This is a genomic window from Sporosarcina psychrophila, assembly GCF_001590685.1.
Classification (GTDB): Bacteria; Bacillota; Bacilli; order Bacillales_A; family Planococcaceae; genus Sporosarcina; species Sporosarcina psychrophila.
Window position 1 is genome coordinate 2,786,772 of record NZ_CP014616.1, and the last position, 19,576, is coordinate 2,806,347.

The window sequence follows — 19,576 nt, forward strand, 5'->3', positions numbered from 1 at the left end:
TCCTCCCTTTTCTCTATATGACCTATTCTATAGCGGTCACACTTCATCCGCAACTATTTACTATTACCATATAACAGTTTTCGACCTCTTCTTCAATACCCAAAAAGCAAGTGAAATACAGGCAATCGATAACCAGAATGTAAAGTAACCAATATGATCCATATGCTTCATTAAATCATAATAGATTGGCATTTGCCCGTAAACGTAATCGATGACATCGTTATGAAGTGTCCAAACCGCCGCAATTGCAATATGGACAAATGAAAACCTATACAACGGACTGTATAATACTGCCTGAAGCGCCATCGCGAAATGCGAACCGATAAGCATCCAGCCCATCCAGCCGATTGAACCTGTCTCGACAAGCGTCAATAGATTCATGACGACCGCCCAAAGTCCGTATTTTACAAGCGTTATAAGCGCAAGCGCTTCGATTAACTTAAAGTTCCTACCGATTAGCCAACCGATGATGGCAAGTGTGAAAAACAAACTGGCCGTAGGACTGTCTGGCACAAAAATCCAAAACTTTGGCTCCGTAATTTTAAGTTGCCACATATACCAATCATAGCCGAACACCGTTCCACTCAAGTTAATAAATAACAGAATCCAAAGAAATGATTTATGAGAAAGCACGAGCCAAATTTTCTGTATAAATAAACCCATGGACACCTCTCCAAAATAACTTAATATGTATCAATAAAAGCGTAAGCGCGTGTTACAAATAAAAACAACCTAAGTACGCCACTTCCTGTGACAACAGCTGCATGATCTACATCCTGTAGACCCGCGGCAGGCATAGGACGTGTAATGGAAGGCGGTCTAGTTTGTGACATCGTGTCACAACAAGGAGGGATGAAGTTCAATCCCTCCTTGTTGTACCGACAAATTAAAGAACACAACCATGGTACGCCACGTCCTACAGCAGTGTCTGCGTGACTCACATCCTGTGGACTATCCGAGTCTATAGGTGCTGAAGTCTGGACGTGGAATATCATCTCTCCTAGATTACCCACTATCCTCGAACTTTATTGTTTCCTAAGTAATAAAAAAAGAGTCAGTTTCCTGACTCTTTTTTGTTACTAGTTTTTCAAGCCTTCAATAAATTCGGCAAGTATTTGTAAATCTTCATCTGAGCCTTCCCATGTTCCAGGAGGCATGTCGCCTTGTCCATCATGAGCAATTTTCACGATTTCATCGGCAGCCAGACCAGTATTTACTAAGGGCTTACCTAGTCCACCCTGGAATGCATCACCGTGACAACCAATACAGCTCGCTCCAGCGTAGATTTGATAACCTTCAGATTCAGTGTCGAATTCAACTTCTTCGACAATCGCACCTTGTATTTTCTGTTTATCCCAGTCATGGTTCACGTATGATTCCCATGTCAAGTAGAACAAAGCTGCGAATGAAAGAAGCATGAATGCAGTAGGTAGCGGACGTTTAAACGGACGGCGCTCCTTTGTAGTATCCATAAATGGAACAAGCATCAGGGCACCCATTGCAAGACCTGGCATGATAATAGCACCAATAATATTAAACGGTCCTGAAGCAAATTGATACTTTAACAATTGATACATAGATAGGAAATACCAGTCTGGAACCGGCATATACATCGTATCCGTCGGGTCCGCTTGACGTTCAAGCGGGGACGGATGAGCAACTGTCAATATTAAATATCCAATAAGGAAAACTGCACCAATCAGCCATTCCTTCAAGAGGAAGTTTGGCCAGAATGCTTCCGTTTTACCCGGATATTCTGAGTAATCTTTCGGGACGTTCGGCATCTTGTTATTAGCCTTAATGCGCGAATCTCCGACAAATTTCATCCCTTTTCCGCGGTGCATAATGTCCCCTCCTTATTAATTTCATTGGACGCCAGTCAATCTTATAGCGGTCCTGAAATACCTTGTCTTCTGATCATGATAAAGTGTGCTGCAAGCAACCCAAGCAAAGCAGCCGGTAAGAAGAATACATGAATCGCGAAGAAACGTGTTAGTGTTTGTGCACCAAGAATCGTTGAGTCTCCTGCAAGGAGAACTTTAATTGATTCACCGATGAACGGGACGGAAGCCGCAATTTCGATTCCTACTTTCGTAGCAAACAATGCTTTCATATCCCATGGCAGTAGATAACCAGTGAAACCAAGGCCAAGCATGACCATGAAGATCAATACTCCGACAACCCAGTTAAGTTCACGTGGTTTCTTATAAGAGCCCGTAAAGAATACACGCAGCGTATGTAGGAACATCATTACGATAACCAGTGACGCTCCCCAGTGATGCATCCCACGCACAATTTCACCGAATGCTACTTCATTTTGAAGGTAATAAACGGATTTCCATGCATTTTCAATGTCCGGTGTGTAATACATTGTAAGGAACATACCAGAAAGAATCTGGATGACAGTGATAAAGAATGTCAGTCCTCCGAAACAATAGATGAATGCAGAAAAGTGATGTGCAGGGTTTACGTGCTCAGGTACTTCGTGGTCAGCGATATCGCGCCAAATCGGGGTGATATCCAACCGTTCGTCAACCCAATCATAAATTTTATTTAGCACTTCGGTCGTACCCCCTTACATTTTTAAACTAATGTGTTCGGTTTTGTTTTTCCAAGATACACGAATCCGCCTTCGACTTTAACATCAAATTCGTCAAGTGGTCCAAGCGGTGGCGTTCCTTTTACGTTGTCGCCATTTTTCATATAACGTCCTGCGTGACATGGACAGAAAAATTGGTCTGGATGCTTTTCATCGCCGCCCCAGTTCACTGTACAACCAAGGTGTTTGCAGACAGGGGAAAGCGCGATAACCGTATCGCCTTCTTTATAAACCCACGCAGTGTTTGACACGTCAGATTTATACCAGGCATCCTTACGATCTTTGATAGTGAAATCGACACGAACTGGTATTTCCGTTAGCTCGTCCACTTTTTGCGGAGTCGGAATGAAGTCTCCTTCATCTTTCTTCTGCAAGACAGGGTCGATTGCAAAACGGACCATTGGCATCAACATACCTGACGCCATGAATCCACCAACACCCATAAGTGTATAACTCATGAATTGGCGTCTTGACACTTTCTTGCTCATTAATTTCCCTCCTCTTACTTAAAGGTCAGTCCAACGGACATTCTTTTGCTAATTGTAATACTAGGACATATCTATGATATATCAATACTAAAGGAAATTCAATCCTGCTTTCCGAACAGATGGAAGTTTGTGAACAAATATCGAATTTTACTGCTCCGACCATTTTTCCGTGAAGCGTGGTAAAACCTGTCGAAGCTGATCTTCAATGATTGTTTTTCTTAATTGTGGATCCATGCTTTCCAGCGGAATTGACGGTAACCAGATCACTTCACCATCTAATTTAAGGCTTGTCCACGTAACATCAGTCGTCAAGAAAAATACGTGTTTAAATGGTGCCGCCGCAAAGTCCCGAGACAGTGTTGCAGCCAGCTCCGTCAGATCCATTGACTGCGTATAAGCAAATGGTGGCATTAGCATCATACGCCCTTTGAATTGCGTTTCGATGAAAGTCGTAAGATGCATCAGAAACTCTGAAGATGACGCGCTGGTTTTCATATTCCCCGGCACAGTCTCTACTTTAAGTAAGGGTACTATAAGTGTATCGATATATTCTTTCTGTTGCAAATATGTATCCATATCTTGTGCAATCCAGTTCATTGCAAAATTACCTCCTTGAAAAATCAATAAAGAACTCCACCAAATTGGGCGGAGTCGTTAGTTCTTCGATACCTTCATGTCATTCAACAGCGCAGATAATGCGATAAACCGTTCCTTATCGTTGTTATCGAGGGCCTCATCAACCCTTTTCATAAGCATATCAACGGTCATTAAAGCAGCACTTTCCTCCAGTAATTGTTCTGCAATTTCCCGATCGCCTTCACTTACCTGTAAATAATCCGGAAGAAAAGGATTTTCCTCACGAACACTCGCATATTCTGGGCAAGAGTGGCTGTTCGAAAAATTTAATTGTATATACATCTTATCATCTGGATGAAGTCTTAAGTCATGAAATGACTTCTCGGCATCAGCAGTCATTAAGTTCCCTTTATAAAAACGAAACGGAATGCTCTCCGAACCCGTTGTTGACATCACCATCGCCCTTGGACAGTAATGTGCTTCATCCGTAAAGTGGACGTTTTGCAGAAGCTGTTCGTGGCTTAGAAGGTAATTCAAAATCCACACACATTCACGGCGCTTCAATTTGTAGCGCTTTAAGAACCATCGCACAAAGTCCTTTTTAGCAGCGACAGGAACCATGGCCGTCATGTCACACCTCCTCGTCATTTTGTGCTTCAAGATAAGCTCTCCAATTCTCATCGTCAGGGTCAAGTTCAACCAATTCCTTGACTATTTTGAGGGCTTCATCACGTTTTCCTTCTTCAATCAGGAATTTCGCGAAGTTTCCAAGAAAACTGTGGTCATCCTTCATCCCAATATATGCCTTACCATAGGATGTGTATGCATCTTCATATTGTTCTTCACGTTCATATGCATAGGCCATAAACGCATCCAATAAAGGTATGTCAACTTGATTATCTTGTGAGTACGTAAGTAGATCGAGCAACTCAGGGCTCTGTTCTCTCTCATTGTACAGCGAGGCAAGCGTAATAAGTGCTTCAATGTATTCTGGATCGAGTGCCAATGCTTCTTTCAAATGTTCTTCTGCTTTTTCTGGAATACCTAATTTCAATGCTGATTTCCCAGCGGTCAATTGCAGTTCCTTATCAAATTCGTCCCTGCGGATTCCATCTTTGAACATATCGTATGCTCTTTGATCATCACCTAAAACTGACAAAGACTGTCCTGCCAGCATATAAGCAGAAAAGTAATCTGGATCCATTTCAATTAAATCGTCTAGCAATGTGACTGCTTTTTCTGCATTGCCACTTTGGAAGTAAGCAAATGCCGCCCCGAAAAGTGTATCTGGCAAGGCGTTATCCTGTAGCATTTCTTCGTAGTAAGGTATTGCTTCTTCATAAGCAGCACCAGCGCTATATGTTTCCGCAAGTCTTGAAACAATACGAATGCCGCCAATTTCTTCCGTTTCATCATTCAAATCAAGATACATCCGCGTAGCCTCTCCGTACTTCCCAGAATCAAGGAGCAATTCCGCATACGCAAACCGAATGACAGGTTCATCAGGTACAAGTTCATGAGCTTCCTTAATCTTCGCAAGAGCTGCTTCCGCCATTCCGGACATCTGATAATAATCCGCTAACGCTAAAAGGGCTTGGACATATTCTTCGTCGTCCGGCCCAACATCCGTGAGAAGAAGAAGCGCTTCGTCCTCTTCCCCGAGCTCCAGTAATGTACCGGCGCGATCAATTTTCAACTGGGCTTCATCCGGTAAATGAAGGCGCAACGTTTCAAAAAGGCGATCAGCCTCCCCCATAAATCCATAACTAGCAAATAAATCTGCCGCTTCATAGAGCAAATCGAAATCGGTCGACCCCGTTAACTGATCGATAACACCGGTGAGTACTTCTACATCACCTTCTAAAATAGTTCGTTCAATTTCTTCTAACTGTCCCATATTTTCACCTGAACTTTCAAAATGTATACATCAAGCTGTTATCCTTTTGCATTTATAGAAACAGCGAGCTTTTCCAAGTCTGTGAAAAATCCTGGATATGAAATAGCTATGCATGACGGATCTTCGATTTGGATTGGAGCTGACGCGACAAGTGCTGCAATTGCAGCCATCATACCCAATCTATGATCGCCGTACGAAACAAGTGTGCCACCCGAGAGTTCCGTAGGTCCATGAATGATCATCCCATCGTCCGTCGCTTCGATATTTGCACCCAATTTTTTCAACTCTGTTGTTACCGCAGCAATTCTATCTGTCTCTTTGACCCGTAGTTCCCCGGCGTCTTTGATAACTGTTGTTCCTTCGGCCTGCGTTGCGAGCAATGCGATAACAGGCAGCTCATCGATGAGCCTTGGTATTAAGTCCCCACTGATTTCAGTACCATGCAAACCTTCGTAGGATACTTTTACAGTACCATACGGTTCGCCAGCCCCGTTAACTTCTTCAAGGATTTCAACACAAGCACCCATATTCGTAAGCACGTCCAATATCCCCGTCCTTGTCGGATTAAGCCCGACATTCGTAAACGTAACGGAACTTCCCTTAATCATTGCAGCTGCAACCATGAAAAATGCCGCTGATGAAATATCACCTGGAACTAACACATCTTTGCCCCGGAGCACATTCCCGCCCTTGACACTAACTTTAGTTCCGTCCACCTGAACCTCTGCTCCAAATTGCTGCAGCATACGTTCAGTATGGTCGCGCGAAACTGTCTCCTCACTAATAACAGTTGTCCCTTCCGCATTCAAACCAGCAAACAGAATAGCCGATTTAACTTGGGCACTGGCAACAGGCATGTCGTATTCAATTGCAGAGAGCGGTCCACCCGTAATTGTGAGTGGCAGGAGATTGCCATCTGGTTCTCCTACTACAGAAGCTCCCATGGACGACAAGGGTAGTGTAACTCTATTCATTGGACGCTTTGATAGTGATTCATCGCCTGTCAGAACAGACTTGATAGTTGAGCCCGCAAGTATTCCAAGAATTAGACGTGCTGTTGTCCCAGAATTACCTGCATAAAGTTCCTCAGACGGCGTTTGCCACCCTTGCATTCCAGGGCTATCTACCGTGACGTTAGTACCATCCCTTTCAATTGATACGCCGAGTTGTCGAAAAATATCAATTGTTCGTAGGCAATCTTCTCCGTCCAGGAATCCGGTAATTTTTGTTTTACCTTCGGCGATGGAACCGAGCATCACGGCCCGGTGCGATATCGATTTATCACCTGGAACTACCACATTACCCTTCAATTCTGGTTTATTGAACGCCACTAGTTTCGTCTCCACCAAGAAAAGCCCCCCATTCAAACTATGTACATGCTAAAATTCATTGTTTTGGAAAGAGCGGATTTTGCTCGTTCCCGGTCATCAGTAGTTTGGAAGCTGATAACAAGTATTCCAAAGACATCCGTCCGCGTCTCAACGATTCGGATATTTGTTAAACTGATCCGTTCATCCGCAAGTATTTTTGTGATTTCCGAAATGATACCAGGGTGATCAGGAATATCAATATGCAAATCGAATGTCATATAAAATGCACCCTGAGACGTAATCGGTAAGTCGTCTCGGAACTGTTTCGCCCCTGCAAAATAATTATATATTTCGTCGGGGTCATTCGATTTTAGCATATTTCGAACATTTTCCATCTCTTCAAGCCATCCGTCCAGTTGCTTTAACAACTCTTCCCTGTTCTGCGTCGTAATATCACGCCACATGATGGGATCTGCAGATGCAATTCGAGTCAAGTCACGAAACCCGCCCGCCGCAAGTTTTTTAACAAACGGTTGCTCTTCTTGTTGTGCTGATAGCCTTCCAACGAGCGAAGAAGCGACGAGATGTGGAAAATGGCTAACGATTGCCGTCATCCGATCATGTTCTTCAGAATCGAGCACGACAATTTTCCCTTTCGTTGGACCAAGTAGAACGCGGAGCTGTTCGACCTTTGCACTGTCTGTTTGTGAATCTGGTGTCAATATGTAATACGCATTTTCAAATAGATGCTCTTTAGCCGCAGTTACTCCACTTTTATGAGAACCCGCCATTGGATGGCCACCGATAAATGTAATTCCACGTTCAAGCAATTGTTTTGCAGCATCCATTATTGGACCTTTTGTACTGCCCGTATCCGTCATAATAACGTCAGTTCTCAATTTCCAGTTGACCGCTTGATGCATCATTGCAACCGTCGTATTGACCGGCGTTGCAAAGATGATGACATCCGCATTTTCACATGCATTCTCAATAGATGTGGCAATTGTATCAATGATCCCCCTACGGAAGGCTTGTTCCAACGTACTGAAGGATCGGTCGTACCCCGTTACTTGCAGACCGGGGTTACGTTTCAAAGCAAGCCCGAGCGAACCACCAATCAGGCCAAGTCCAATTATCGCGATATTCGGTTTCATACGGCTGAACCCTCGGATTGCAACAACGTATCAAATGCTTTGAGGAAGTTACTAGTCTGTTCTTCCGACCCAATTGTCACCCTTATATAACCGGGGGTTCCAAGTGCATTTCCGCTTCTAATGATGAATCCCTGCTGCAACAGTTTTTCTGAAGCATCATCTGCATCACCTGGCACTGCAATTAAAACGAAATTTGTTTCGGAATCGAATAAATGCAGTTTATTGTCCGAAGCATACTTTGTAAACCGTAGCCTTTGTTCATGATTCAGGTTACGACAATGTTCGATGAATGCTTCATCTTCGAGCGCTTTTTCCGCAACTGCTAGACCAAGCGAGTTATTGTTGAACGGGCTCCGCACTTTATTGAGATTAGAAATGACCTCCGGGTCACCAATTGCATAGCCTACTCTGAATGCTGCCAATCCGTATGCTTTGGAAAACGTCCGTAAAATAATGACATTCGGGAATTTTTCCAGCCATGAAATCGAGTCGATATGCTCAGAGCCAGTAATGTATTCGAAATACGCTTCGTCAAGAACAACTAGGATATTTTCTGAAACTTGTTCAAGGAATCCTTTTAACGTGTCGCTAGGAATCAAGTTACCAGTCGGATTGTTCGGATTGCATAGCCAAGCAACCGAAGTCTCACCATCGATAGCTCCCAAGAACCCCTCCAAATCATGATGACCATCCTTCAGCGGTACTTCCCGGATTTCGGCACCTTCTATTCTTGCATTATGAGCATATTGAGGGAATGTCGGTGTCGCCATAACAGTATTTACTCCTTTGCCAAGGAGCGCTCTTGAAATGATCATAATGATTTCATCTGAGCCATTTCCGAATAACAAAGAGGTTTCGTCAACTCCGTGTTTCTCCGCAAGTTTCTTCCGTAGTCCCCCCGCATAGCCGTCTGGATACAATTCATGCTGGATTGCGGCTGATGTCAAATAGTCTCTGACGGATGGTGCACAGCCATACGGGTTTTCATTTGAAGCAAGTTTTACAACATCATCCAGACCGTATATTCGTTTTGCTTCGTCAATCGATCTACCTGGTTTATAAGGTTGCATACTATCAAGCGCTTTTTTCCAGTTCATAAAATTCCCTCCGGTCAATAGATATGGGTTATTTTTGTAAATCCGGTCGTAACTTAACTGCATTTTTTTGATAAATATGTTTTACATAACGTTGCGGAATATCAGTATTCACATGCATAAGCGCTCTGATGCATAATGGCATTGCTCCCGGGACGTCCATCTCATGCGTACACATAACCGGTACGTATATCCATCCATCAATCGACCGAACTGCTTTTGCAGGAAAGGTCGATTTGATGTCCGTCGTAGTAGAGATAAGTACCGAAATGATATCCCCAGGTAAAACACTGTTCTCTTTCGCCATTTCTTCGACCAACGCTTGCGTCGCTTCAAGAACAGCTTGTTCTTCGTCGTTCTCGACTGTCGTTGCTCCCCTTAATCCTCTTACCATCATTTCTTCACATCCCCTTTCGTTCTTTGTCTCAATTGATGGAATGCTTGTTCACATTGCGCTTTTGACAGTTCTTTTACATAGGGTTTTCCTATCCCATCAAGCAAAACAAAATTAAGCTTTCCGAAAGAGACTTTTTTATCTTTTTCCATGTAATTCATAAATACATCGAATCCATGTTCATGAACCGGTTGGAATGTATAGCCATGCGTATTTGCAAATTGGATGAATCGAATTGTCAACGCTTCATCAACCGCGCCAGTGTCTTCACTTAAAATAAGACTGTATACCATGCCAATCATAACCGACTCTCCATGGCTTAAACCACCGAAACCACATACACCTTCTACAGCATGGCCGAATGTATGACCGAAGTTTAGATACTTTCGAGTCGAATGCTCAAATTCGTCTTCTGAGACAATTTTCGCTTTAACTTCGATTCCCCGTAACAATTCGCGTGATAACCATTCAATGCTTGGTTGAGAAAAGGAAGGGGTAGACAATAGCTCAAGCGTCCATTCCTCATTTGAAATAAGCGCGTGTTTCAACAATTCTGCCATACCCGATCTGATTTCTCGAGGCGGAAGCGATTCGAAGAGCCTTGTGTTGAATAGAACTCCGACTGGCTGATGAAAAGAGCCTACCATATTTTTCCCTTCCGGCATATTGATTGCCGTTTTGCCCCCCACTGCACTGTCATGAGCCAAGATTGTTGTAGGACATTGCAAGTACCTAATCCCCCTCATGAATGTCGCAGCGACGAACCCAGTGAGATCACCGCATGCGCCTCCCCCAAATGCAATAAGGAGAGAATCCCTGGTGAATTTTTCATTTAACAAAAAAGATAGGCAATCGACATACACAGCGGATGTTTTACAGCTTTCTCCAGCTGGGACTGTTTTTACACTAATTTCACAGTTTACAGACTGCAACGACTTTTGTAGCAGCGGCAAGTAGATAGCTGCTACCCGCTCATCCGCAATGATAGCAATTCGGTCGACTGTGCCTAGAAGTTCAGCATATTCTGTGGCGAATAGCTCGTACGTATCTTGACCTATATGGACGTTATATTGATGATCCCGGACAGCAACTGTAAGTTTCCCCATATTAAAACTCCTTTACATACCGTCTATATTCTTCAATATCCTTTTTTAGACCGTCCATCGTGTCCGTACGGAATTCTTCCATAATGGCTTTCGCCATTTCAGTTGCAATGACATGTTCTGCAACAACAGAAGCTGCAGGTACCGCACAAGGGTCTGAACGTTCGATTGTAGCAACAAACGGTTCTTTCGTATCAATATCGACACTTTCAAGCGGCTTGTACAAGGTAGGGATAGGTTTCATGACGCCCCTGACTACAATCGGCATACCTGTCGTCATTCCACCTTCAAGGCCACCCAATCGGTTTGATTTACGGAAATAGCCTTGTTCTTCACTCCAAACAATTTCATCATGCACTTTACTGCCTGGCATTTTTGCCATTTCAAACCCGAGTCCAATCTCAACGCCTTTAAACGCATTGATGCTCATCATCGCTCCCGCAAGCTTACCGTCCATCTTCCGATCGAATTGAACATAGCTCCCGATTCCAGGTGGACATCCTTCAATAACCACTTCTACGACGCCTCCAACCGTATCTCCACGGCCTTTCGCATCATCAATTGCTTGGACCATCAGTTTCGAAGCCTCAGGGTCTGCACAGTAGACAGGGTCATTCTCGATGATATTACGGAGCTCTTCCGTCCCTTTTCCTGCATATGTATCTGGATTTGTTGTGAATCCCCCAATTTCTGTTACATGTGCGACAGTTTCGATACCCAGTTCGCGTAGGAACTGTTTTGCAACCGCACCGATTGCCACACGCATCGTCGTCTCACGCGCGGACGATCGTTCTAGAACGTTGCGCAAATCTCGATGACCGTATTTCATGCCGCCCACAAGATCTGCATGACCTGGTCTTGGACGCGTTATTTGTCGTTTCACATCTTCTGGCTTAACATCATCAGCGAGTGGTTCTACCCCCATAATCGATGTCCAATGTTTCCAATCATCATTAACAACAGTCAACGTCACCGGTGACCCAAGTGTTTTACCATGGCGGACACCTGATGAAATGACAACCTGATCTTTTTCTATTTGCATACGTCTTCCGCGACCATGTCCACCTTGACGCCTTGAAAGTTCCCCATTAATCATTTCAGCAGTCAATTCCATTTGAGCAGGTAGCCCTTCAATGATTGCTGTTAGTTGCGGACCGTGTGATTCACCGGCAGTGAAATATCTCATTCCATTTCCTCCTCCGACGAATGGATTAACATTCGTTTTATAGCACTCTACCAAAGTAAGATGCTTTTGACTATATGTTTATATTAAAAATATCCGGAAAGTTATCCGGATATTTTAAATTTTCCTATAAAAAAATGTGTCTTCTGATTCTAATCCGTATTTTGAAGGATTGAAAATCTGTTCTGTACTTCCCACAAAAAGAATCCCACCCTGTTTAAGCGATTTGGAGAAGTTCGTGTAAATCTGATCTTTCGCTTCTTCTGTGAAGTAAATCATTACATTGCGGCAGACAATTAAATCGAACCCTGTATCGTATCGGTCTTCTAACAAATTTTGTTGCTTAAATGTCACAGTCCGTTTGATGTCATCCTTCACCTGATAAAAATGACCTTCATTGACAAAATGCTGTTTCACGATTGAGGTAGGCACTTCCTTCAAAGCTCTTTCAGGGTATAAACCGACTTTCGCTCGTTCAATGACGCCTAAATCCAGATCTGTCGCCAAGATTGATATATCACGCAGTGGCACATGTGATAATAAAACGAGTGCTATCGAATATGGTTCTTCACCCGTGGAACAGGCAGCACTCCAAATCTTCAGTTTTTTACTTTGAGCAAGGAGCTTGGGGAATATCTTCTTTTCCAGCACATCCCAGCGCTGGGCATTGCGGTAGAATTCAGAAACGTTGATGGTCATCCGATCAAGAAATTCCTCAAGTAGCACTTTATCATTATGTATAGCTTCATAATACTCTATGAAATTTCGGTACCCTCTTTTCTCATATAGAGAAGTGAGTCTTCTTTTCATCTGTGCTTCTTTATAAAGTGACAGATCGATACCCGTCTTTTTCTTGACGTTTCCAATAAATACAGCATAATCCGGCAACCTGCGTCCCCCCGTTCATATATTCTTACTATTATAACGGATTGGAACCCATTTCGAAAGAACAAAAACAGCCTAGCGAAATTCGCAGGGCTGTTTAAGGTAATTAATTGATCCAGTTGTTCATTGATTTGTCATAAGTAACAAGTTCTTCTTCCTTGAAGAAAAGACCGATTTCACGAACAGCTGATTCTGGAGCATCTGAACCGTGAATGATGTTTTTGCCAACAGTAACAGCGAAGTCACCGCGTATTGTTCCAGGTGCAGATTCTTTCGGGTTCGTTGCGCCTGTCATTAGACGGCCAACTGAGATAACGTTTTCGCCTTCCCATACCATTGCGAATACAGGACCTGATGTGATGAAATCAACAAGCTCGCCGAAAAAAGGACGCTCTTTATGTTCGCCGTAGTGTTGCTCAGCAAGTTCTTGTGAAATTGTCATAAGCTTAGCGCCTACAAGTTGGAAACCTTTACTTTCGAAACGACCCACGATTTCACCGATTAGATTACGTTGTACGCCGTCTGGTTTAACCATTAAAAATGTTCTTTCCATATTTAACACTCCTTCTTATATATGTATCAGGATTTCTCCTTTTCGATCGTACCACCCGATGCCTGATTTTTCAACTGTTAATGCACTAATACTTACGTCTGCCAATGAAAGCAGATATTTGCATGAATGCCTTTTTAGCATTTGCATCACCATCAGGCAACTCATTTATTTCATCCATTGCTTTTTGCAAATACAAATCGCTCACAGCTTGCGCCATCTGAATGGCCTCTGTACCGCGAATATAAGTCAACATTTCTTCACGATCAGATTCCGTTAAAGTCCCGTCAAACGACCGCTTCATATAAGGTTGGAAATTCACATCGTCTTTTATGTATAGGATGGGCAAAGTCAGATGACCATTCAACAGATCACTGCCTGCCGGTTTTCCAAGCTCTTCATCCGTTGATGTAATGTCAAGAATATCATCGACAATTTGAAAAGCCATGCCTGCAAAATAACCGAAGCGACGCAATTTCCTTACATTCGCAGGGTCCGCTCCTGAAACAAGCGCACCAAGTTCACAACTGGATGACAGGAGAAGTGCGGTCTTTCGTTTAATGCGGCGCAAATAATCCCGAATCGTCTGATTGGTTTTTCGCTGATGATCAATCTGGATGACTTCACCTTTACAAATTTCAAGCATAGTCTCTGCAAGTAGCTGATGAATAGCAGGAATTTCAATCTCACCTATCGATGTAAGTGCACGTGAAAAGATGAAGTCCCCCGTATACATCGCAATTCTGTTATCCCAACGCGCCCTTACTGTTTCGAGGCCACGACGCATATCTGAATCATCGATAACATCATCATGGACAAGAGACGCCATATGGACAAGCTCAAGTGAGACAGCTACCTTTGCCACATCCTCCAACGAATAGTTGCCAAACTTGGATGACAGGATAACAAAAATAGGTCGAATCCTTTTTCCACCCGCACGAAGCAGGTGAAGTGATGCTTGCCGAATGATAGGGGAAGATGAATTGAGGGATCGTTCAAGTTCCTTTTCTATATAAGCGAGATCCTTTCGAAAATCACCATAAAGTGACAATAACTTCAATTTCTCCAAAACGATTACCTTCCCCTGCTGTCTTTATTGTTTATATCCAACGTGACCAGCCGCGGCGCCGCCACTGTATGACTTAAAGGACACTCCAGTGAAGCCCGCTTCCGTAAATAGCTGGGCAAGTTGTTTCATCCCCGGAAAATCATTTGCCGATTCTTGAAGCCATGAATATTCTTTGTAACTTTTCGCAAAAATTTTCCCGAGAACGGGCATGATGAAATTGAAATAAAATCGGAATAATTGCCTGTAGCCTGGAAGTTCAGATTGAGAAGTTTCTAGACATGCAATCATTCCACCTGGCTTTAAGACACGATTCATTTCTTGTAAAACTGTTAGATAATCCGGTACGTTACGCAATCCGAAACCAATCGTAACAAAATCGAACGAATCGTCAGGGAACGGCAACTCCATAGCATTTCCTTGTACAAGCGTAATAGTTGGATATGCTGCAACTTTCGGCCGGCCGGCTTCTAACATGCCTTCACTGAAATCGAGTCCTGTCACATGCCCAGAGGCACCTGTCGCCTCTGCAATAGCGATTGTCCAATCAGCAGTTCCACAACACACGTCCAATGCACGAGCACCTTCGTGGACGTTCATGCGTGACATGATGTCATCGCGCCATTTCTTATGTTGGTTGAAACTGATCACGGAATTCATCTTATCGTAATCGACGGATATTTTTTCAAAAACGGTGTGGACTTTCTGTTCTTTTGATATCGACAAGAGTTATACCTCTTTTCTTCAATTCAGTTTACCAATTAGCGGTGTCACTAGGTTACGGATTTTTCGCTGTAAAAAAGGCTGAAGATAATCTGCTGCATCAAGTGCTTTTTGCATTTCAGCATGAAGCTGAAAAACCGCATGATCCGCATCAGCAGCATTCATTGTGCGGCGTGAACGCTTATCCGAAATAGAATTGCATTCAGCATTCCCTTCTTCAAACCATAAAAGCGACAATGCTGCACTGGCTAGCGGGACATATTGTGCAAATCCGAATGTATATAAAAAATCAGTTATACACCCTGCTTCGATGATTCTAACTGTTTCAATCAACTTTTCAGGTCCATCTGGTAATTGGTCGTGAAAAATCGTTTTTGTCTCGTTAATTTGTCCGATTGTTTCAGACAAGGAACGGATGAAACCAAATTCAGGCAGAGAGGCGAGTAGCCGATAATGGATTCCGCTGAAATAATCCCCCGACAAAACAGTAAGTTGCTGTTGCTTTGATGTAGCGTCAGATACATTAATCGAATCATGCGCATCAAAAGCAGCGTGAACAGCACCAACTGCGATTGACGCTGTATGTAAACGATTGTTCCACCTTTCCCCGTTCAACATTGGCAACAGGAGAATAAAGGCTTTTACAGCATCGATTGTTATTCGACCAACATCTCTATCCACAATCGGCTCGCGAATTGCATTCTCTACTTCACCTATATAATTTTCGATATGCAGTTTAATTTTTTGGGTTTCCATCGTCGAATCTCCATTCAAAGACGTCTACGGAAAAGTGTGTCAAATACGAATTAGTCTTTCCCTTCGCTTGACAAGACACCGTATGCGGTATGAACGTCAGCTTTGCCACGTATTTTCATTGCTGACGTATGATCAGTAAATTGTGCGATCATCACTTCACCACGGTCTAATTTTTCCGTATGATGAAACTTCGTATCGTTTCCTCGTGTCAGACCGATTACGTTCACGCCGTCTTCTTTCGCTTTTATAACGATATAGTCGGTTTGTGTCATTTTCACCTCTCCTGTCTATTCTTTTATGGTCTTATCATATCATAGAAAAGGCGTTACTCGCAAAGGCTTCAAGACATCTTAATAAGTGATAGGATCTCAGCCCGTTTCACATCGTCCTGTTCGTAAATACCACGCGCAACTGTAGTCACTGTCTTCGCGCCTGGTTTCTTGATGCCTCGCATCGTCATACACAGGTGCTCCGCCTCGATTACTACGTAGACACCGATTGGATTTAGCATTTCCATCATCGCTTCCGCAATTGTGGATGTGATACGTTCTTGAAGTTGTGGCCTTTTGGCAGTCGTTTCGACGGCTCTCGCTAATTTACTCAGGCCGGCAACAACTCCATCACGCGGTATGTATGCAATATGCGCATTCCCAAAAAACGGCACAAGGTGATGTTCACACATCGAGTAGAAAGGTATATCTTTTACAAGTACGACTTCATCGTGATTTTCATGGAACACTGTTTTGAAATAATCCTTAGGGTCTTTATTCAAACCTTCAAATACCTCAGCGTACATCTTTGCGACACGCTTTGGAGTATCTATCAGTCCTTCACGCTCGGGATCTTCACCGACTGCTTCCAGGATCATTGAAACTGCTTTCTCTATTTTCTCGTAATCGACAACATTCATCATTCGAAACCTCCCAATCGGAAATAAAGCCATTCCAACAAAAATAGTAGCATACTCGCCCATTTCCGTACAGTTCGTTCACTCTACATTGGACAATAAGATAAAAATGGAAAGAAGTCCGCCCCAAGTATCTAAATGAATTAGATACGACGGACGGACTTCTATGTAAACTTGAGAATTATTTCACTGCGTCTTTAAGCGCTTTACCTGCTTTGAAAGCTGGTACCTTGCTTGCAGCGATATCGATCTCTTCCCCAGATTGCGGGTTACGTCCTTTACGAGCTGCACGCTCACGTACTTCGAAGTTACCGAAACCGATCAATTGTACTTTCTCACCACTTGCAAGAGTAGATTGGATCGTATCGAATACAGCTTCGACAGCTTTTGTAGCATCTTTCTTAGTTAGTTCTGCTGCTTCAGCTACAGAGGTAATCAATTCTGTTTTATTCACACCATTCACCTCCTCTCAAAGGGCATTAGCTAGCTTCTAATACTGTAAAAAGAGTATCACAAGAAAATCCCTGACGCAACAATATTATCGCGTAATCGCTAATATCATGCACTTTTAGCTAAAAAAACGGAAAAAGATCCGCTTTTGACGGATCTTTTTCCTTTAGACGATAAATGTAATCATGCCTTTATTTCCATCATTCACCATCTGTTCAATCGTCTCCCGCAGACGTTTTCTTGCTTTCATCGGAACAGAAGCTGTTTTGAAACGAATGCTTTCTTTCATGACTTCATGGAGCGGTGTTCCGAATAGCTGTGTTTCCCATAATGCCTCTCTATCATGCAAATAAGCATTCTTTAATTCTTTTAATAAATGATGGCTATGAAATTCGGAACCGATTAATGGAGAAAATTCGGCTTCCATATCAACCCGAATAATGTGAAGCGACGGTGCCGTTGCTTTCATGCGAACGCCGAAAAAGTTGTTCTGTTTGATAAGTTCCGGTGCAGAAGGATTGAAATCCTCAATTGTCGGAAGAGCAACACCGTAGCCTTGCTTTCTAGCTGTATCGATTGCTTCCGAGTACATGTCATACGACTTTTTCGCTTTGGCCGCTTCCTGAACAAACAACAACCAGTCTTTTTTCGAGCCGATTTCCTGTCCCATAATTCCTTCACAAATTTCACGGAAAGCCTGTTCATCCATAGTAATTTTCACGATTGCTTTCCCTTTACCAGCATCTACTTCAATGACTTCTGCATGCCTAACATATTTTTCATCTTTTAAACTTTCTGCCAACTCCTGTATTTTACGGATTTTTGATACACCCAAAAATCCCTCATTAATCACTCTGTCGATGTTGGCATTCAGTTCATGTTCACTTCCGAGCACTTCCATCCAATCTGGTTTTTGGACTTCAATATCAGAAATCGGAAATTCGTACAATGCTTCTTTTAAAATAAGTTGAATTTCCTGTGCGTTTAACTGATCAGCACTTATCGCAATGACAGGAACCCCATATTTTTCATGTAGTTCCTGTTTTAATGCGATCGTTCTGTCATTGGCCGGCATTTTAGAATTCAGAACAATAACAAAAGGCTTACCAATATCTTTCAACTTATTAACGATTTCCTCTTCAGCAACTTGTGCTGCTGCCCGTGGAATATTGTTTACTGTTCCATCCGTTGTAACAAGAATACCAATCGTAGAATGATCACGAATCACTTTATCCGTACCAATACGCGCCGCTTCTTCAAATGGTATTGGTTCGTTGTGCCATGGCGTGTGAACCAATTTCGGGCCATTCTCATCTTCATAGCCTTTTACGCCGTCTATCACATAGCCAACGCAATCTGCAAGCCTGATTTGAAACTTCAGCTCACCATCCCCTACAGATACCGAAGTCCCTTGGGCGGGCACAAATTTCGGTTCTGATGTCATAATAACTGAGCCTGGTGAACTCTGAGGAAGCTCATCCTGCGCACGAATTCGATCCGATGCTTCCGTCATATTTGGAATAACGACTTCTTCCATAACTCTTTTCACGAACGTAGATTTCCCTACACGAACAGGTCCGACGACACCGATATAAATATCACCGTCTGTGCGTCTAGCCAGATTTTCATATAATTCCTCTTTCATTCTATCGTCCTCCTTTAGATGCGCATATTAGTTTATGTAAAAAAAAAACGTTTCATGCACGTGGCATGAAACGTTTTTCATTTTGATTTATTCATGAATATTGGTTCGTTGTCTGCATTCACTGTATAAGGTAATGAATAAGCCGGTAAAACAGGATAGTTATCCGTTAAAAGGTGACGAATATCCTCCCCTGGTTTAACAGTCTGGGTCTTTTCTTGCAACATTCGGTTTAAATCAATCGAATAATCGATGTAAAAAACACCATCCCCACCGATAACAATCGGTAAGATTGCATCTGAATAGGGGCTAGGAACCGTCAGCGGCTCTTTAAAGCCCATTGCTTCGAAATCGACTGTATAGACATGGTCACCCACGGACTCCTTGAATGGAGCTCGACCATTGACGTTTTTCCTTAGGTTTAAATCGCGAATATGTTCCGCTGAGCGCAAATCAACAAGCTTTACCGTTGGAGTCGTTTCAACGTCTATCAACACATATTGATAGATCCCACCAGTTTCATACGCATTTGAAGGCATTTTTTCCGTGTAAGCTGGTACAACTTTGGAGAACTCAATGGGATATTTGATGTAAATATCTGTTTCAAGGTCACGTGTTTTGATTGGCAATAATCCTCCCGAATTTTTCTGATAAGCATCAACCGCTTTTTGCATTGATTCCAGCTGATCAGCATACGGGATTTCCTGTCCAGTTGTTTTTTCGGACGGGTACATACATCCAGATAGAACAAAAACCAAGGAAGATATGAAGAGTAGCCCGATTTTTTTTACTGACATAG

General features: G+C 42.9%; 23 protein-coding genes. All 23 read right to left on the minus strand.

Annotation, left to right across the window (positions count from 1 at the left end; translation table 11 throughout):
* Nucleotides 1-63 precede the first annotated feature (63 nt).
* Nucleotides 64-663, minus strand: a complete 600-nt coding sequence (gene lhaT / locus AZE41_RS13440) for a lipoprotein heptaprenylglyceryl N-acetyltransferase LhaT (protein WP_067210343.1) — start codon at nucleotides 661-663, stop codon at nucleotides 64-66.
* Between the two features lie 416 nt (nucleotides 664-1,079).
* Nucleotides 1,080-1,844, minus strand: coding sequence for a menaquinol-cytochrome c reductase cytochrome b/c subunit (locus AZE41_RS13445; RefSeq protein WP_067210345.1), 765 nt, complete (start codon nucleotides 1,842-1,844; stop codon nucleotides 1,080-1,082).
* Between the two features lie 41 nt (nucleotides 1,845-1,885).
* On the minus strand, nucleotides 1,886-2,560 hold the full coding sequence (gene qcrB / locus AZE41_RS13450) for a menaquinol-cytochrome c reductase cytochrome b subunit (RefSeq protein WP_067210348.1): 675 nt from the start codon (nucleotides 2,558-2,560) through the stop codon (nucleotides 1,886-1,888).
* A gap of 23 nt (nucleotides 2,561-2,583) precedes the next feature.
* Nucleotides 2,584-3,087, minus strand: coding sequence for a QcrA and Rieske domain-containing protein (locus AZE41_RS13455; RefSeq protein WP_067210351.1), 504 nt, complete (start codon nucleotides 3,085-3,087; stop codon nucleotides 2,584-2,586).
* A 147-nt stretch (nucleotides 3,088-3,234) separates the two neighbouring features.
* The gene (locus tag AZE41_RS13460) at nucleotides 3,235-3,684 is read right to left on the minus strand and encodes a YpiF family protein (RefSeq protein ID WP_067210353.1); all 450 of its coding nucleotides are present in this window, start codon (nucleotides 3,682-3,684) and stop codon (nucleotides 3,235-3,237) included.
* A gap of 57 nt (nucleotides 3,685-3,741) precedes the next feature.
* A complete protein-coding gene (locus AZE41_RS13465; protein ID WP_067210355.1) occupies nucleotides 3,742-4,293 on the minus strand; it encodes a ReoY family proteolytic degradation factor in 552 nt (183 codons plus the stop codon).
* Between the two features lies 1 nt (nucleotide 4,294).
* Complete coding sequence (locus tag AZE41_RS13470; RefSeq protein WP_067210357.1) at nucleotides 4,295-5,560, minus strand: tetratricopeptide repeat protein; 1,266 nt, start codon at nucleotides 5,558-5,560, stop codon at nucleotides 4,295-4,297.
* Between the two features lie 38 nt (nucleotides 5,561-5,598).
* Nucleotides 5,599-6,906, minus strand: coding sequence for a 3-phosphoshikimate 1-carboxyvinyltransferase (aroA, locus tag AZE41_RS13475; RefSeq protein ID WP_067213968.1), 1,308 nt, complete (start codon nucleotides 6,904-6,906; stop codon nucleotides 5,599-5,601).
* A 17-nt stretch (nucleotides 6,907-6,923) separates the two neighbouring features.
* Nucleotides 6,924-8,024, minus strand: coding sequence for a prephenate dehydrogenase (locus tag AZE41_RS13480; protein ID WP_067210359.1), 1,101 nt, complete (start codon nucleotides 8,022-8,024; stop codon nucleotides 6,924-6,926).
* Nucleotides 8,021-9,121, minus strand: coding sequence for a histidinol-phosphate transaminase (hisC, locus tag AZE41_RS13485; RefSeq protein ID WP_067210361.1), 1,101 nt, complete (start codon nucleotides 9,119-9,121; stop codon nucleotides 8,021-8,023). The genes AZE41_RS13480 and hisC overlap by 4 nt, the downstream gene beginning before the upstream one ends.
* A 28-nt stretch (nucleotides 9,122-9,149) precedes the next feature.
* Nucleotides 9,150-9,512 (minus strand): chorismate mutase, encoded by a 363-nt coding sequence (aroH, locus tag AZE41_RS13490; protein WP_067213969.1) that lies wholly within the window; start codon nucleotides 9,510-9,512, stop codon nucleotides 9,150-9,152.
* Nucleotides 9,512-10,618: a 3-dehydroquinate synthase gene (gene aroB, locus AZE41_RS13495; protein WP_067210364.1), complete on the minus strand. Its 1,107-nt coding sequence runs from the start codon at nucleotides 10,616-10,618 to the stop codon at nucleotides 9,512-9,514. The genes aroH and aroB overlap by 1 nt, the downstream gene beginning before the upstream one ends.
* A 1-nt stretch (nucleotide 10,619) precedes the next feature.
* A complete protein-coding gene (gene aroC / locus AZE41_RS13500) occupies nucleotides 10,620-11,801 on the minus strand; it encodes a chorismate synthase (protein ID WP_067210366.1) in 1,182 nt (393 codons plus the stop codon).
* Nucleotides 11,802-11,915: 114 nt separating this feature from the next.
* The gene (locus tag AZE41_RS13505) at nucleotides 11,916-12,686 is read right to left on the minus strand and encodes a CheR family methyltransferase (RefSeq protein WP_067210369.1); all 771 of its coding nucleotides are present in this window, start codon (nucleotides 12,684-12,686) and stop codon (nucleotides 11,916-11,918) included.
* Nucleotides 12,687-12,789: 103 nt separating this feature from the next.
* On the minus strand, nucleotides 12,790-13,236 hold the full coding sequence (gene ndk, locus AZE41_RS13510; RefSeq protein ID WP_067210372.1) for a nucleoside-diphosphate kinase: 447 nt from the start codon (nucleotides 13,234-13,236) through the stop codon (nucleotides 12,790-12,792).
* A gap of 85 nt (nucleotides 13,237-13,321) precedes the next feature.
* Nucleotides 13,322-14,302, minus strand: a complete 981-nt coding sequence (locus AZE41_RS13515) for a polyprenyl synthetase family protein (RefSeq protein ID WP_067210375.1) — start codon at nucleotides 14,300-14,302, stop codon at nucleotides 13,322-13,324.
* A gap of 24 nt (nucleotides 14,303-14,326) precedes the next feature.
* Nucleotides 14,327-15,025: a demethylmenaquinone methyltransferase gene (locus AZE41_RS13520; protein ID WP_067210377.1), complete on the minus strand. Its 699-nt coding sequence runs from the start codon at nucleotides 15,023-15,025 to the stop codon at nucleotides 14,327-14,329.
* An 18-nt stretch (nucleotides 15,026-15,043) separates the two neighbouring features.
* The gene (locus tag AZE41_RS13525) at nucleotides 15,044-15,778 is read right to left on the minus strand and encodes a heptaprenyl diphosphate synthase component 1 (RefSeq protein WP_067210379.1); all 735 of its coding nucleotides are present in this window, start codon (nucleotides 15,776-15,778) and stop codon (nucleotides 15,044-15,046) included.
* A gap of 50 nt (nucleotides 15,779-15,828) precedes the next feature.
* Nucleotides 15,829-16,050, minus strand: coding sequence for a trp RNA-binding attenuation protein MtrB (mtrB, locus tag AZE41_RS13530; RefSeq protein WP_067210381.1), 222 nt, complete (start codon nucleotides 16,048-16,050; stop codon nucleotides 15,829-15,831).
* Between the two features lie 68 nt (nucleotides 16,051-16,118).
* The gene (gene folE / locus AZE41_RS13535) at nucleotides 16,119-16,688 is read right to left on the minus strand and encodes a GTP cyclohydrolase I FolE (RefSeq protein ID WP_067213970.1); all 570 of its coding nucleotides are present in this window, start codon (nucleotides 16,686-16,688) and stop codon (nucleotides 16,119-16,121) included.
* 178 nt (nucleotides 16,689-16,866) lie between these two features.
* Nucleotides 16,867-17,139 carry an HU family DNA-binding protein gene (locus AZE41_RS13540; protein ID WP_067210384.1) on the minus strand — a complete coding sequence of 91 codons (273 nt, stop codon included), beginning with the start codon at nucleotides 17,137-17,139 and terminating at the stop codon, nucleotides 16,867-16,869.
* Nucleotides 17,140-17,301: 162 nt separating this feature from the next.
* Nucleotides 17,302-18,780 (minus strand): stage IV sporulation protein A, encoded by a 1,479-nt coding sequence (gene spoIVA / locus AZE41_RS13545; RefSeq protein ID WP_067210387.1) that lies wholly within the window; start codon nucleotides 18,778-18,780, stop codon nucleotides 17,302-17,304.
* Nucleotides 18,781-18,857: 77 nt separating this feature from the next.
* The gene (locus tag AZE41_RS13550; RefSeq protein ID WP_067213971.1) at nucleotides 18,858-19,574 is read right to left on the minus strand and encodes a hypothetical protein; all 717 of its coding nucleotides are present in this window, start codon (nucleotides 19,572-19,574) and stop codon (nucleotides 18,858-18,860) included.
* Nucleotides 19,575-19,576 lie beyond the last annotated feature (2 nt).

What these genes read in the sequence shown, in the direction of transcription:
- aroB (WP_067210364.1), bottom strand. Translation starts at nt 10,618, where the DNA reads ATGGGGAAACTTACAGTTGCTGTCCGGGATCATCAATATAACGTCCAT.
- lhaT (WP_067210343.1), bottom strand. Translation starts at nt 663, where the DNA reads ATGGGTTTATTTATACAGAAAATTTGGCTCGTGCTTTCTCATAAATCA.
- AZE41_RS13465 (WP_067210355.1), bottom strand. Translation starts at nt 4,293, where the DNA reads ATGACGGCCATGGTTCCTGTCGCTGCTAAAAAGGACTTTGTGCGATGG.
- AZE41_RS13550 (WP_067213971.1), bottom strand. Translation starts at nt 19,574, where the DNA reads ATGTCAGTAAAAAAAATCGGGCTACTCTTCATATCTTCCTTGGTTTTT.
- aroH (WP_067213969.1), bottom strand. Translation starts at nt 9,512, where the DNA reads ATGGTAAGAGGATTAAGGGGAGCAACGACAGTCGAGAACGACGAAGAA.
- AZE41_RS13460 (WP_067210353.1), bottom strand. Translation starts at nt 3,684, where the DNA reads ATGAACTGGATTGCACAAGATATGGATACATATTTGCAACAGAAAGAA.
- hisC (WP_067210361.1), bottom strand. Translation starts at nt 9,121, where the DNA reads ATGAACTGGAAAAAAGCGCTTGATAGTATGCAACCTTATAAACCAGGT.
- AZE41_RS13525 (WP_067210379.1), bottom strand. Translation starts at nt 15,778, where the DNA reads ATGGAAACCCAAAAAATTAAACTGCATATCGAAAATTATATAGGTGAA.
- ndk (WP_067210372.1), bottom strand. Translation starts at nt 13,236, where the DNA reads ATGGAAAGAACATTTTTAATGGTTAAACCAGACGGCGTACAACGTAAT.
- folE (WP_067213970.1), bottom strand. Translation starts at nt 16,688, where the DNA reads ATGAATGTTGTCGATTACGAGAAAATAGAGAAAGCAGTTTCAATGATC.
- spoIVA (WP_067210387.1), bottom strand. Translation starts at nt 18,780, where the DNA reads ATGAAAGAGGAATTATATGAAAATCTGGCTAGACGCACAGACGGTGAT.
- mtrB (WP_067210381.1), bottom strand. Translation starts at nt 16,050, where the DNA reads ATGACACAAACCGACTATATCGTTATAAAAGCGAAAGAAGACGGCGTG.
- AZE41_RS13445 (WP_067210345.1), bottom strand. Translation starts at nt 1,844, where the DNA reads ATGCACCGCGGAAAAGGGATGAAATTTGTCGGAGATTCGCGCATTAAG.
- aroC (WP_067210366.1), bottom strand. Translation starts at nt 11,801, where the DNA reads ATGAGATATTTCACTGCCGGTGAATCACACGGTCCGCAACTAACAGCA.
- AZE41_RS13470 (WP_067210357.1), bottom strand. Translation starts at nt 5,560, where the DNA reads ATGGGACAGTTAGAAGAAATTGAACGAACTATTTTAGAAGGTGATGTA.
- AZE41_RS13480 (WP_067210359.1), bottom strand. Translation starts at nt 8,024, where the DNA reads ATGAAACCGAATATCGCGATAATTGGACTTGGCCTGATTGGTGGTTCG.
- AZE41_RS13455 (WP_067210351.1), bottom strand. Translation starts at nt 3,087, where the DNA reads ATGAGCAAGAAAGTGTCAAGACGCCAATTCATGAGTTATACACTTATG.